The 14,037-nt window shown below is 72.5% G+C and carries 10 protein-coding genes, 2 tRNA genes and 1 pseudogene; 12 read left to right on the top strand and 1 reads right to left on the bottom strand.

The genetic code is table 11. The annotated features are described in order from the left end of the window. Window positions 1-29: 29 nt before the first annotated feature. The 12 genes and pseudogenes from nadD to ACLF5H_RS05445 all read left to right on the top strand — a co-directional run bounded on the left by nadD (window position 30) and on the right by ACLF5H_RS05445 (window position 13,263). Window positions 30-731: a nicotinate-nucleotide adenylyltransferase gene (gene nadD, locus ACLF5H_RS05500; RefSeq protein ID WP_421674925.1), complete on the top strand. Its 702-nt coding sequence runs from the start codon at window positions 30-32 to the stop codon at window positions 729-731. A 16-nt stretch (window positions 732-747) separates the two neighbouring features. Then, window positions 748-2,547, top strand: a complete 1,800-nt coding sequence (locus ACLF5H_RS05495) for a LytR C-terminal domain-containing protein (protein ID WP_421674924.1) — start codon at window positions 748-750, stop codon at window positions 2,545-2,547. 155 nt (window positions 2,548-2,702) lie between these two features. Next, a complete protein-coding gene (rsfS, locus tag ACLF5H_RS05490; protein ID WP_421674923.1) occupies window positions 2,703-3,146 on the top strand; it encodes a ribosome silencing factor in 444 nt (147 codons plus the stop codon). After that, window positions 3,146-3,814, top strand: coding sequence for a histidine phosphatase family protein (locus ACLF5H_RS05485; protein WP_421674922.1), 669 nt, complete (start codon window positions 3,146-3,148; stop codon window positions 3,812-3,814). Before rsfS ends, ACLF5H_RS05485 begins: the two co-directional genes overlap by 1 nt. A 97-nt stretch (window positions 3,815-3,911) precedes the next feature. Next, a tRNA-Ala gene (locus ACLF5H_RS05480) sits at window positions 3,912-3,984 on the top strand. 133 nt (window positions 3,985-4,117) lie between these two features. Further along, entirely contained in the window at window positions 4,118-4,351 is a 234-nt protein-coding gene (locus tag ACLF5H_RS05475; protein ID WP_037655034.1) for a hypothetical protein, read from the top strand. 125 nt (window positions 4,352-4,476) lie between these two features. Beyond that, a tRNA-Ala gene (locus ACLF5H_RS05470) sits at window positions 4,477-4,549 on the top strand. 250 nt (window positions 4,550-4,799) lie between these two features. Beyond that, window positions 4,800-7,673: a leucine--tRNA ligase gene (gene leuS / locus ACLF5H_RS05465; RefSeq protein WP_421674921.1), complete on the top strand. Its 2,874-nt coding sequence runs from the start codon at window positions 4,800-4,802 to the stop codon at window positions 7,671-7,673. Between the two features lie 128 nt (window positions 7,674-7,801). Further along, the gene (locus ACLF5H_RS05460) at window positions 7,802-8,458 is read left to right on the top strand and encodes a hypothetical protein (RefSeq protein WP_421674920.1); all 657 of its coding nucleotides are present in this window, start codon (window positions 7,802-7,804) and stop codon (window positions 8,456-8,458) included. A 126-nt stretch (window positions 8,459-8,584) separates the two neighbouring features. Next, the gene (locus ACLF5H_RS05455) at window positions 8,585-9,430 is read left to right on the top strand and encodes a DegV family protein (protein ID WP_421674919.1); all 846 of its coding nucleotides are present in this window, start codon (window positions 8,585-8,587) and stop codon (window positions 9,428-9,430) included. A gap of 122 nt (window positions 9,431-9,552) precedes the next feature. Beyond that, a complete protein-coding gene (locus tag ACLF5H_RS05450; protein ID WP_421674918.1) occupies window positions 9,553-10,545 on the top strand; it encodes a helix-hairpin-helix domain-containing protein in 993 nt (330 codons plus the stop codon). Next, a pseudogene (locus tag ACLF5H_RS05445) lies at window positions 10,542-13,263 on the top strand (ComEC/Rec2 family competence protein). The gene ACLF5H_RS05450 and the pseudogene ACLF5H_RS05445 overlap by 4 nt, the downstream one beginning before the upstream one ends. Here the strand turns inward: ACLF5H_RS05445 and ACLF5H_RS05440 are convergent. Continuing rightward, on the bottom strand, window positions 13,260-13,805 hold the full coding sequence (locus tag ACLF5H_RS05440; protein WP_421674917.1) for a DUF3761 domain-containing protein: 546 nt from the start codon (window positions 13,803-13,805) through the stop codon (window positions 13,260-13,262). The pseudogene ACLF5H_RS05445 and the gene ACLF5H_RS05440 sit on opposite strands and share 4 nt — an antisense overlap. Window positions 13,806-14,037: the final 232 nt, after the last annotated feature.

The raw sequence follows: 14,037 nt of genomic DNA, 5'->3' as shown, positions 1-14,037 counted from the left end.
CGAGGACCGGGCCGGTAGGGTCTGCACGCATGGGAGAGCAGGACATGCCTACCGGTCCGGCGCACGATGGCGCCGACGACGCCGACATGACCGATCAGCCGCAGTACCGCCGGCACCGGCCGGGCCACGGCCCCGCCCGCTCCGGCAAGCGGCGCCTGGGCGTCATGGGCGGCACCTTCGACCCGATCCACCACGGGCACCTCGTGGCGGCCAGCGAGGTCGCCGCGCAGTTCCAGCTGGACGAGGTGGTGTTCGTCCCCACCGGCCAGCCGTGGCAGAAGTCCTACCGCCAGGTCTCCCCGGCCGAGGACCGCTATCTGATGACGGTCATCGCCACCGCCGAGAACCCGCAGTTCTCCGTCAGCCGCATCGACATCGACCGCGGCGGCCCCACCTACACCGTGGACACCCTGCGCGACCTGCGCGCCCTCAACCCGGACACCGACCTGTTCTTCATCACCGGTGCCGACGCCCTCGCCCAACTGCTGACCTGGCGCGACAGCGAGGAGCTGTTCTCCCTCGCGCACTTCATCGGTGTCACCCGGCCCGGCCACCACCTCAGCAACCCGGGACTGCCGGAAGGCGGCGTCTCGTTGGTCGAGGTTCCGGCGCTCGCCATTTCCTCCACAGACTGCCGTGCGAGAGTCGCCAAGGGCGACCCCATCTGGTACATGGTGCCGGACGGAGTCGTGCGCTACATCGACAAGCGCGAGCTGTACCGCGGCGAGTGAGCCGAGAGGGGCACCGGTGAACGACCGATACGACGCGGGACAGTACGAGATCGTCGGTTACGACGAGTACGGGCAGCCCGTCTACCGCCAGGTTCCGGCGCAGCAGGCTCCGGGCGGGTCCGGCTCCGGGTCCGGGGCTTACGACCCCTATGCCCAGCAGCAGGGATACGGCTACGACCCCTACGGCACCGGCGCCTCCCAGCCGGCGCACCCGTACGGGTCGTACGGCACCGGGCAGCAGCCGCAGGTCCCGTCGTACCCCTCGAACGACGGCTACCCCGGCAACGACGGCTACGGCGGGTACGACCCCTACGGGACCCAGGGCCAGGGGCACGGGGCGAATTCCGGGAACCCCGGGAATCCCGGGTACGACCCCTACGGGCAGGTCGCGAGCAGCGGGCCCCAGCCCCGGGTCGCCGAGCAGACCGCGCACATCCCCCAGCAGGCGCGCCCCCAGGATCCGCCCCGGCACAACCCGTACGCGGAACTGGCCAGCGACGACGGGGACGACGGCGACGACGGGCACGCGGACGGCGAACCGGGCCACCACACCGAGCAGTTCGCGTTCGTGGAGGAGCCGGACGGCGACTCCGAGGACGTCATCGACTGGCTGAAGTTCACCGAGAACCGCACCGAGCGCCGCGAGGAGGCCCGCCGCCGCGCCCGCAGCCGGCTCGTCGCCCTCGGTGTCGTCCTCGCCCTGGTCGCGGTCGGCGGCGTCGGCTACCTCTGGTACGCCGGGAAGCTGCCCTTCCTGTCCTCCTCCGGCGCGGGCGGCGGGGCGGCCACCGCGGTCGGCGCCCAGAAGCGCGACGTGATCGTCGTCCATCTGCACAACACCGGCAAGCGCGGCACCTCCACCGTGCTGCTGGTCGACAACACCACCACCAAGCGGGGCAGCACCGTCCTGCTGCCCAACTCCCTGGCGCTGACCGACGACGACGGTTCCACCACGACCCTCGCCAAGTCGGTGGACGAGGACGGCTCCTCCGGCACTCGCGACCAGCTGGACACCGTCCTCGGCACCAACATCCAGGGCACCTGGCGGCTGGACACGCCCTACCTGCAGAACCTGGTCGACCTCGTCGGCAACATCGACATGGACACCGATGTCGCCGTGCCCGACCCGGACGCCAAGAAGAAGGGTGCCGAGCCGCTCGTCGCCAAGGGCAGCGATCAGACCCTCAGCGGCAAGATGGCCGTCGCCTACGCCACCTACCGGGCCCCCGGCGAGTCGGAGAACGCCCAGCTGGAGCGGTTCGGGCAGGTCATACAGGGCGTGCTGCGCAAGGTCTCGACCGACGCCTCGGACGCCACGGTCACCGTGCAGAGCCTCGCGCAGATCCTCGACCCCTCGCTCACCGACAAGGACCTCGGCACCTTCCTGGCCAAGCTCGCCGGACTCGCCAAGGAGGGCGACTACAGGACGGCCCTCCTGCCGGTGCAGCCGGACGGCACGCTCAGCGCCCGGACCAGCGACAGTGTGGTCAAGGACATCCTCGGCGGCACCGCCAAGAGCCCCGACGCCGGCAGCGCGGTCCGGGTCTCGGTGCAGAACGCCACCGGGGTCAAGGACGACACCGAGCAGGCCCGCGTGGTGCTCCTGAACGGCGGGTTCACCTTCCTGGAGGGCGGCAGCGGCGGCAGCCGGTCGACCTCGAAGGTCGTCTACCAGGACGCCTCGGACAAGCAGAACGCCGTCGAGGTCGCCAAGACCCTCGGCCTGCCCGCGGGCTCCGTCGCCAAGGGCCCGGTCTCCTCGGGCGCCGACGTCTCGGTGGTCCTGGGCCAGGACTACAAGCCGTCCGGCTCCTGAGCGCGCACCCGGGCGCCTCCCGCGAGCCTCCGCTCGCGCGGGGCGCCCCCGGCGATGCCGTTGATCACGTGGGGCGCCCCCGGTAATCACGTGGGGTGCCCCCGGCGGTCCGTGAGACCCTTGAGGTTCAGTGCCCGCCGACGGAAAGCCACGCAGTGACCGCCACCGATCGTTCCCTTGAGCTCATCACCACCGCCGCCCAGGCGGCTGCCGACAAGCTCGCCCATGACGTCATCGCCTACGACGTCAGCGACGTCCTGTCGATCACGGACGCCTTCCTGCTCGCTTCCGCGCCGAACGACCGCCAGGTCAAGGCCATCGTCGACGAGATCGAGGAGCGCCTCCAGAAGGAGCTCGGCGCCAAGCCGGTGCGCCGCGAGGGCGACCGCGACGCCCGCTGGATCCTGCTCGACTACGTCGACATCGTGGTCCACGTCCAGCACAGCGAGGAGCGGGTCTTCTACGCCCTGGAGCGGCTGTGGAAGGACTGCCCCGAGCTGGAGCTGCCCGCCGACGCCAAGGCCACCCGCGGCAAGGGCGAGGAGCACGCCAAGCTCGTGGAGTCCGAGGCCGACGGGGAGCCGGGCGGGCAGTGGTGATGAGCGCCACCGGTGAGGTGACCGACCGCAGGGACCGGGGCCGCCGCGTCATCCTGTGGCGGCACGGCCAGACCTCGTGGAACGTGGAGCGCCGCTTCCAGGGCAGCACCGATGTGCCGCTGACCGAGACCGGTGTCGGGCAGGCCCGCCGTGCCGCCCGGCTGCTGGCCTCCCTGCGCCCCCACGCGATCGTCTCCTCGGACCTGACCCGGGCCGCGGACACGGCCGCCGAGCTGGCCGCCCTCACCGGTCTCGGCATCACCCGCGAGGAGGGCCTGCGCGAGACCTACGCGGGCGTCTGGCAGGGGCTGACGCACGCGGAGATCATCGCCCGCCACGGCGACGAGTACACCGCCTGGAAGCGCGGTGAGGCGATCCGCCGCGGCGGGGGCGAACTGGAGACCGAGGTCGCCGACCGGGCCGCGCCCGTCGTCCTGCGGCATGTGGAGAAGCTGCCGGTGGACGGCACCCTCGTGGTCGTCAGCCACGGCGGCACCATCCGCACCACCATCGGGCGGCTGCTCGGCCTGGAGTCCCCGCACTGGGAGAGCCTCGGCGGCCTCTCCAACTGCTGCTGGTCCGTGCTGGGCGAGGGCGCGCGCGGCTGGCGCCTGCTGGAGCACAACGCGGGCACCCTCCCCGAGCCGGTCCTCGGCGACGACGACTGACCCCGCGGCGGCGCCGTACCCCCCGGATTTCACTTTCCGGCAGGTCACAGGCTAAAGTTCTTCTTGTTCGCCCCGCCGAGCGGGAAGAACACAGCAAGGGGCTATAGCTCAGTTGGTAGAGCGCCTGCATGGCATGCAGGAGGTCAGGAGTTCAATTCTCCTTAGCTCCACAGGAGGAAGATCCCGTCCCCGTCAGGGGGCGGGATCTTCTGTTTGTGCTACTGAAGCGTCGCTGACCGTGTCGGTCCCCTCATGGCAGAATCGGACGGCCGGAAGGGGGTGCGGTCCGACGGGAGCTGATCGATGGGTGCACACAGGCGGAAGTGCGACTGGTGCGGCAGCGGTACGCCCATCGTGCGCGACATGGAGCCGGTCAACGCCGACTACCAGTACTGGTGCGAGGAATGCGCGCGGGCGCTGATCATAAAAGGCGACCCCATCGAGACGTACCGGGAGCTGGAGGGCGAGCCGATCTACGGCCGGCTCCTGGAGGAGCACTGCACCCTCAAGAGGTTCTACTCCTTCGTCGCCGCCTGAGTTGATCATCGTAAAAACGGACATTCGCGACTAAGTGGTCGCAACGGAAACCGATTTGGCGCTCCAGCCCAGTGCCTGTAATGTTTACGACGTCGCCAGGGAAACCGGGCGGAGAAACAAAACAAGGGGCTATAGCTCAGTTGGTAGAGCGCCTGCATGGCATGCAGGAGGTCAGGAGTTCAATTCTCCTTAGCTCCACAGAAGTCGAGAGCGGATCATCCGGAAGGATGGTCCGCTCTCGGCCTATTCGCGCCCTGCGTCCCCGTCGGATCGACGCCTGCGGTACCCTGGGCGCCATGCGTGCCGTACGCCTTCTGCTTAGCGGGCCGCGCTGATCAGTACCGACCCCGGTGGTACCCGTGAGGTCGGCATCGGCGCGGCGTCCCCTCCTGTGTGAGGGGATTTTTCATTTTTGCAGGCAGAGACGATCGATGGAGCTTTGAGGATCATGAGCGAGACGAACCCCGCTGCCGCCGCGACGCCGGCGGAAGCCGCCCCGTACCGCTACACGGCCGCCATGGCCGCCGACATCGAGGCACGCTGGCAGGACTTCTGGGATGCCGACGGCACGTATGCCGCGGACAACCCCAAGGGCGACCTGGCGGGCGAGGACGCCGCCAAGCCCAAGAAGTTCATCATGGACATGTTCCCGTACCCCTCCGGCGCCGGTCTGCACGTCGGCCACCCGCTGGGCTACATCGCCACCGACGTCTACGCCCGGTTCCAGCGCATGACCGGCCACAACGTCCTGCACACCCTGGGCTTCGACGCCTTCGGCCTGCCCGCCGAGCAGTACGCCGTGCAGACCGGCACGCACCCGCGGGTGTCCACCGAGGCCAACATGGAGAACATGAAGGCCCAGCTGCGCCGCCTGGGCCTGGGCCACGACAAGCGCCGGTCCTTCGCCACGATCGACCCGGACTACTACAAGTGGACCCAGTGGATCTTCCTGCAGATCTTCAACTCCTGGTACGACGACGAGGCCGGCAAGGCCCGCCCGATCGCCGAGCTGATCGCCCAGTTCGAGACCGGTGAGCGCGCGATCGAGGGCACCACGCGCGGCTGGCACGAGCTGAACGCCGCCGAGCGCGCCGACGTCCTGGGCGAGTACCGCCTGGCCTACGCCTCCGACGCCCCGGTCAACTGGTGCCCCGGCCTGGGCACCGTGCTGGCCAACGAGGAGGTCACCGCCGACGGCCGCAGCGAGCGCGGCAACTTCCCCGTCTTCAAGTCCAAGCTGCGCCAGTGGAACATGCGCATCACCGCCTACGCGGACCGCCTGCTGGCGGACCTGGACGAGCTGGACTGGCCCGAGGCCATCAAGCTGCAGCAGCGCAACTGGATCGGCCGCAGCGAGGGCGCCCGCGTCGACTTCCCCGTCGACGGCGAGCGGATCACGGTCTTCACCACCCGCCCGGACACCCTGTTCGGCGCCACCTACATGGTGCTGGCGCCCGAGCACCCGCTGGCCGACAAGTTCACCCCCGCGGCCTGGCCCGAGGGCACCCACGAGGCGTGGACCGGCGGCCACGCCACCCCCGCCGAGGCCGTCGCCGCCTACCGCGCGCAGGCCGCCGCCAAGTCCGACGTCGAGCGCCAGGCCGAGGCCAAGGACAAGACCGGCGTCTTCACCGGTGTCTTCGCCGTCAACCCGGTCAACGGCGAGCAGGTCCCCGTCTTCATCGCCGACTACGTGCTGATGGGCTACGGCACCGGCGCGATCATGGCCGTCCCCGCGCACGACACCCGCGACTTCGCCTTCGCGCGCGCCTTCGAGCTGCCCGTGCGCTGCGTGGTCGAGCCGACCGACGGCCGCGGCACCGACACCGCCGACTGGGACGACGCGTTCGCCTCGTACGACGCGAAGATCGTCAACTCGACGGGCGAGGGCATCACCCTGGACGGCCTGGGCGTCACCGAGGCCAAGGCGCGCATCACCGAGTGGCTGGAGCGCAAGGGCATCGGCCGGGGCACCGTCAACTTCCGCCTGCGCGACTGGCTGTTCAGCCGTCAGCGCTACTGGGGCGAGCCCTTCCCGATCGTCTACGACGAGGACGGCATCGCGCACTCGCTGCCCGAGTCGATGCTGCCGCTGGAGCTGCCCGAGGTCGAGGACTACAGCCCGCGCACCTTCGACCCGGACGACGCGGACACCCGGCCCGAGACCCCCCTGTCGCGCAACGACGAGTGGGTCCATGTCACCCTGGACCTGGGCGACGGGCCGAAGAAGTACCGCCGCGAGACCAACACCATGCCCAACTGGGCCGGTTCCTGCTGGTACGAATTCCGCTACCTGGACCCGCACAACGACCGGAAGATGGTCGACCCGGAGATCGAGCAGTACTGGATGGGCCCGCGCGAGGGTCAGCCGCACGGCGGTGTCGACCTGTACGTGGGCGGCGCCGAGCACGCCGTGCTGCACCTGCTGTACGCCCGCTTCTGGTCCAAGGTGCTGTTCGACCTGGGGCACGTCTCCTCCGCGGAGCCGTTCCACAAGCTGTTCAACCAGGGCATGATCCAGGCCTACGTGTACCGCGACAGCCGCGGCATCGCCGTACCGGCCGCCGAGGTGGAGGAGCGCGACGGCGCGTACTACCACCAGGGCGAGAAGGTCAGCCGCCTGCTGGGCAAGATGGGCAAGTCCCTGAAGAACGCGGTGACCCCGGACGAGATCGCCGCCGAGTACGGCGCCGACACGCTGCGCCTGTACGAGATGGCCATGGGCCCGCTGGACGTCTCCCGCCCCTGGGACACGCGCGCGGTCGTCGGCCAGTTCCGGCTGCTGCAGCGGCTGTGGCGCAACATCGTGGACGAGAACACCGGCGAGCCGACCGTCACCGACGCGGCGCCCGACGAGGACACGCTGCGCGCCCTGCACAAGGCGATCGACGGAGTGCGCCAGGACCTGGAGGGCCTGCGCTTCAACACCGCCATCGCCAAGGTCACCGAGCTGAACAACCACCTGACCAAGGGCGAAGCCGCCCTGCCGAAGTCGGTGGCCGAGCCGCTGGTGCTGATGGTCGCCCCGCTGGCCCCGCACGTCGCCGAGGAGCTGTGGCGCCGCCTGGGCCACACCGACTCGGTCGTCCACCAGGACTTCCCGGTCGCCGACCCGCGGTACGTGATCGACGAGACCGTGACCTGCGTCGTCCAGATCAAGGGCAAGGTCAAGGCCCGCCTGGAGGTGCCCCCGGGCATCTCCGAGGAGGAGCTGGAGAAGGTGGCCCTGTCCGACGAGAAGGTCGTCGCGGCGCTGGACGGCGCGGGCATCCGCAAGGTGATCGTGCGCGCGCCGAAGCTGGTGAACATCGTTCCGGCGTAATCGCGACGCCTCTCGGGGTACTCCCCTACGGGCAGGTTCGGGGTTTTTCTGGAACCCCGGGCCTGCCCGTTGCGTTTACCGTTGAGGAGTGCCGCGACATGCGGCGCACCTGCCCGAGGAGGAGCGCCGTGGAAGCAGTGATCATCGTCATCTCCCTGTTCTTCCTGGCCTTCGTCGCCCTGGGCGCGTATGCCACGATCAAGGTGGTGGGCGCCGCCAAGCGCGGCGTGGACCGCACCATCGTCCAGGCCCGGCGCACCGTCGAGGACCACACGCTGCGCGCCAAGTCCTTTGCCCAGGTGGGCCCGGCCGCGGAGCTGGCCCAGCTGCGGCTCACCCTGCGCACCTCCATGCGCGCCACCCAGGACGCGCTGCAGGCGGGCGCGGCCGAGGACGAGTCGCTGAAGGAGTCCCTGGGCCTCTTCGAGCGCCTCAGCGCGCACGGACACGAGCTGGACGCCGACCTCAAGCGCCTGGAGTCCGAGCCCGACCGCGGCACGCTCGCCGCCCGGCTGCCCGGTCTGCGCGCCCGCACCGAGCGGATCACGCAGTCCGCCGACGCCCTGCGCTGGGCCGTCCGCGACCGCGCCCGCCGCTTCGCCGACGACGATCTCGGTACCCTCAGCGCCCAGATCGACATAGAGGCCGACGCCCTGCGCCACTGGACCCGGCCCGGCACCACCGACGAGCCGGCCCCGGAGCCCGCGCCCCACTCCCTCACCCCGCCCACGCCGCGCCCGTCCTACCCGTGGCAGAAGAGCCCCCGCCCAGAGAGCACCACCTGACCGTCGTCGGACCACCCGGGGGTCCGGGTTCGTTCCGGGCTCGCTCCGGGCTTGCGGGGGCCGGCCGCGGGCACACGTCAGGGGCCGGGCTGCCGCGCGTGCGCCCCGGCGGGTAACCTCCAGCTCATGTCCCGCCATGTCGCCATCGTCACCGATTCCACGGCCTACTTGCCGCACCGGACGATGGAGCGGCACGGCATCACCGCGGTCCCCCTGACCGTGGTCCTCGGCGACCAGGCGCTCGAAGAGGGCACCGAGATCTCCACCCGCGCCCTCGCCCAGGCCCTGACCAAGCGCCGCCCCGTCACCACCTCCCGCCCCAGTCCCCAGATGTTCGCCGAGACCTACCGCCGGGTCGCCGAGTCCGGCGCGCGCGGCATCGTCTCCCTGCATCTGTCCGGCGAGCTGTCCGGCACCTACGACGCGGCCGTCCTCGCGGCCCGCGAGGCGCCGGTGCCCGTGCGGGTGGTGGACACCGGGATGGTCGCGATGGCCCTCGGCTTCTGCGCCCTCGCCGCGGCCGAGACGGCGGAGGCGGGCGGCACCGTGGACGAGGCCGTCACCGCCGCCGAGAAACGGGCCGCCGGCACCTCCGCCTACTTCTACGTCGACACCCTCGACTATCTGCGCCGCGGCGGCCGTATCGGTGCCGCCCAGGCCCTGCTCGGCTCCGCGCTCGCGGTCAAGCCGCTGCTCAGCCTCGACGGCGGCCGCATCGAACTGCTGGAGAAGGTCCGTACGGCCTCGAAGGCGATCGCCCGCCTGGAAGAACTCGCCGCCGAGCGGGCCGGGGGCGCGGAGGTCGACATCGCCGTCCACCACCTGGCCGCTCCCGAACGCGCCGCCGCACTCGCCGACCGGCTGCGGGAACGGCTGCCGGGGCTGGGGGAGTTGCACGTCAGCGAGGTGGGAGCGGTGATCGGGGCGCACACCGGGCCGGGGCTGCTGGGCGCGGTGGTCTCGCCGCGCTGAGTGCCTCGCGGCGGGTGCCGGGAGTCACCCGCACGAGTGGCGAAGTTATCCACAACGCATCCGGTTTCCCCGGGAATTGACCAAGATCATCGCGAAGTGGCGGGATGTCCGATCCTCGTCGCATGGCACTTCGATCACGTCCTCGCACCGTCACTCCGACCAGCGGCCCCGGCCGCGGTCCGGGCTCCGACGTCCGCACGCGGCATCGCGCGTCCGAGCAGCGCCGTATCCGGCACCGCGCGCACGCACCCGCGGAGGATCTGCGGCGCCGGGCGGAACTCCTCTTCGGCGAACAGGCCGTGCGCGGGCGGGAGTCGGAATGGCGGGAGCCGGGGAAGGCGCCGCCCGCACCGAGCACTCCCGGACCGGTGGATCGGCCGCCGGAGCACGCGGATCCGCAGCCGGAGCATACGGACCCGCCGCCGGAGCATGCGGATCCGCCGCCCCCGGACCGGCGGGAGCGGGCCGGGGCGGCGCTGCGGGAGCGGCTGCCGGTGTGGTTGCAGTCGCGATGCGGGGTGGAGCGGCCCGGGACCGTGGCGCTCGCCGTGCTGCTGGTGGTGGCCGCGCTCTTCGCCGTGCAGCACTTCTGGGTGGGCCGCCCCGAGGCGGTGAGCGCGCCCCAAGTGGTGCGCGCGCGGCCGGCATACACGAAGGCACCCGGCGCGAGCGGGGGCGACGCCGCGACCGCGGGCGGGCAGATCGTCGTGGACATCGGCGGCAAGGTCCGTGCTCCGGGGATCCGCCGTCTCCCCGCGGGTTCCCGGGTGGCCGACGCGCTGCGGGCGGCGGGCGGGGTCCGGCCCGGCGTGAACACCGACGGCCTCAACCGGGCCCGCTTCCTGGTCGACGGCGAGCAGGTGGTGGTCGGCGCGTCGGCGCCCGCCGCCCCCGGCGACAGCGCGGCACCGTCCGGCCCGACCCCGCAGGTCTCCCTCAACACGGCCACCGAGGACCAGCTCGACACCCTGCCGGGGGTCGGCCCGGTGCTGGCCCGGCACATCGTCGACTACCGCACCCGGCACGGCGGTTTCCGTTCGGTGGACGAACTCCGTCAGGTCAACGGCATCGGCGACCGCCGCTTCACCGACCTCCGCGACCTGGTACGACCATGAGCGCCGCCCTTTCGCACGGCACCGGGCCCGACCCCGAACCGGGCCCCCTGGATCTGCGCCTGGTGCCACCCGCGCTCGCCGCCTGGGCCACGGCGGCGTTCACCCTGGACGCCCCGACGGACTGGACCGTGTGGATCGCGGCCGTCTCCCTGCTCGGCGGGACCGTCCTGCTGGCCGCGAGCCGGGCGGGTCCGGAACCCCCGGGGCTCCAGGCAGGCCGGACCGCCTGGGCGCGGGCCTCCCTCGCCGCGGTGCTCCTCTGCGTCGCAGCGTCGGCCGTGTCCGCCGGGCTGCAGGGCGCGGACGTACGACGCGGACCGGTCCCCGGGCTGGCCCGCCGCTCCGCCATCGTGACCGCCGACATCGAGCTGACCGGCGATCCCTGGCTGAGCAGGCCCCGGGTGCGCGGGGACCACACCGCCCCGGCGGCGGTGCTGATCCGGGCGGAGGTGCGGCGGGTCGAGGAGAGCGACGGGAGGAGCACGCGGACCCGGGCGCCGGTTCTGGTGGTGGTCGACGGGGGTGTGGCGGGGCCGGAGGGGCGGACCGGAGCGCGATCGGAGCGGGAGACTCCCGAGGGCCCGGAGGCACCGGACCGGGCGGGTGCGGCGGCCGGAGACGGGTCGGCGTCGGAGTCGGAGTTGGATTCGGTGTCGGCGACCGGCGGCTCCCGGGTGCGTGCCGGGCAGGGCGGCTGGCTTCGATTGCTGCCGTCCACGCGGTTGCGGGTGGGTGGGCGGCTGGCGCCCGCTCTCGCCGGGGGCGATCGGACGGCGGCCGTGCTCAGGGTGCGGGGGCTGCCCCGGGCGCGGGTCCTGGCGGGGCCGAGCGGGCCGCAGCGGTGGGCGGGGCGGCTGCGGGACGGACTGCGGGCGGCGACCGACGGACTGCCCGGGGACGCGCGGGCCTTGCTGCCCGGCCTCGTCGTCGGGGACACCGCGCGGATCACGCCCGAGCTGGACGACGCCTTCAAGGCCACCGACCTGACCCACACCCTCGCGGTCTCCGGCAGCAACCTCACCGTGCTGCTCGCCCTGCTCATCGGCCCGCCCGGCCTGGCTCAGCTGACCGAACGCCGGGGCCTGGCCCCGCGCCTGGGGCTCTCCCTCAGGGCGACCGCCCTGTCCGCGGGGGCGCTCACGCTGGGATTCGTGCTCGTGTGCCGGCCCGACCCCAGCGTGCTGCGGGCCGCCGCCTGCGGAGCGATCGCGCTGCTCGCCCTGGCCACGGGCCGCCGCAGATCCCTCGTCCCGGCCCTGGCCACGGCCGTACTGCTCCTGGTGCTGTACGAGCCATGGCTCGCCCGCGGCTACGGCTTCCTGCTCTCCGTGCTGGCCACCGGCGCCCTGCTGGTGCTGGCCCCCGGCTGGAGCGAGGGGCTGCGGCGGCGCGGGGTGCCGCCGAGGCTCGCCGAGGCGCTGGGCGCGGCCGCCAATCTCCGAGGCGCTGGGCGCGGCCGCCGCGGCGCAGGCGGTGTGCGCGCCGGTCGTGGCCGTGCTGTCGGCCCGGGTGAGCCTGGTGGCGGTGCCGTGCAATCTGCTGGCCGAGGCGGCGGTGGCGCCCGCGACCGTGCTGGGGTTCGCCGCGCTGGCGACCGCGCCGGTGGCGATGCCCCTGGCCGAGCTGCTGGCCTGGGGCGCGAGTTGGCCGACCCGGTGGATCGCCGGTGTCGCGAGGGCCGGGGCCGCGCTGCCCGGCGCGGGCGTGGACTGGCCGGACAGCTGGCCGGGGGCGCTGCTGCTCGCGGCGGTCACGGTGGCCGTCGTCCTGGCCGGGCGGCGGCTGGTGCGGCACCCGTGGTGGTGCGGGCTGCTCGGGGCGCTGCTCCTGCTGGCGCTGGTGCGCCCCGCGCCGCTGACCCGGATGGTGACGGGCTGGCCGCCGCCGGGATGGCGGTACGCGATGTGCGACGTCGGACAGGGCGACGCGACCGTGCTGGCGGCGGGCGCCGGAGCGGGCGTGGTCGTGGACGCCGGTCCCGACCCGGTGGCGGTGGACCGCTGTCTTCGGCGACTGGGCATCACCCGCGTCCCCCTCCTCGTGCTGACCCACTTCCACGCCGACCATGTGGCGGGGCTGCTCGGGGTGCTGCGGGGGCGGGAGGTGGCCGCGATCGAGACGACGGGGTTCGAAGAGCCGGGGCAGGAGGCGGAGTTCGTGAAGAGGGAAGCGGCCGGGCGCCACATCCCGGTGACCCGGGCCGTCGCGGGCGAGGAGCGGCACACCGGCCCGCTGTCCTGGCGGGTGCTGTGGCCACCGGCGAACACGGGCCCGCCGAGGGGGAGCGGCCCACCCACCGGACCCGGCCCGGTCACCGCCCCCGAGTTCGACGGGCCGAACGATGCCAGCGTGGCGTTGCTGGTCCGCACGGGAGGACTGCGGTTGCTGCTGCTCGGGGACCTCGAACCCCCGGATCAGCAGGCGCTGCTGAGGTCCCCGGAGGCGGCGGGGATGGCCGGGGTGGATGTGCTGAAGGTCGCCCACCATGGATCGGCCTACCAGGACCCGGAGTTGATACGGCTCGTGGCGCCCCGGGTGGCCCTCATCTCGTGCGGCACCGGGAATCCTTATGGGCACCCGGCCCCGTCGACGGTGGCCGCGTTGCGGGCCGGTGGCGCGCTGGTGCTGCGGACCGACCGGGACGGGGCGCTCGCGGTGGGCGGGGTCGGGGGCGCGGGCCGGGAGGTGAGGGTGACGCGGGACGGGCCGTCCGGCTAGCGGTAGAAGACGGCCACACCGCCGTGGTGCGAGCAGGCGCCCTGGTGGTGGGCGGCGTAGGAGTAGGTGCCGTCGTTGCACAGGGCGGTGGCACCGCTGCCGGCGCCGGTCGAGCCCCCCGAGGAGCCGGAGCCGGAGCCGCCGCCGCTCGACGAACCGCCGGACGAACCCCCCGACGAGCCACCGGAGGAGCCGCCCGAGGAGCCCCCGCTGTCGCCCGAACCCGCGGCCGGTGCGTGTGCGGTGACGGTCACCTCCACCTTGACGGTCTTCGTCGCGGTGACCGTCGGCGCGGGCTCGGGCGCCGCCGTCTCCGTGGCGGTGGCGGTCGCCGTGACCGTGGCCGTCGGCTGCACCTTGGCGGCCGTCGGCTTGGCGTCGGTCCCGTCGCCCTGGCCGCCGGCGCCGGCCCCGATGCCGAGGAGGAAGGCGAGCCCGATGGCGGGCAACACATAGCGCTTCCGAGCCCACTTGGGGGCGGTCCGGGTGGGCGGCTGCGGCGGCTGCGGTGGCACGGCGTACGGCTGGTACGGGTTGCTCATGGGTCCCCCACGGTGCGTCGGAGGTAGGACCGTAACTCCAGATGTGATGTTCATGTGAAGTTTTCATGAGGAAGTCGCTTGTTCGTGACGTGATGAAGGTGATGCGAATCAGGCATTGGGCGATCAAATGCGCTCAGTTGTGGCGCATGCGCTGGATTCCTGTGATGTGGGCCCGTGTTGCCCCGAAAGCCGCAACAGTGATCGAATGGATCTTCGACAGCAGAAGATGTCG

The organism is Streptomyces sp. LaBMicrA B280, assembly GCF_049222185.1.
GTDB classification, from domain to species: Bacteria; Actinomycetota; Actinomycetes; order Streptomycetales; family Streptomycetaceae; genus Streptomyces; species Streptomyces murinus.
The sequence above is the reverse complement of the archived record's forward strand: the minus strand, read 5'-3'. Positions and strand labels throughout refer to the sequence as shown.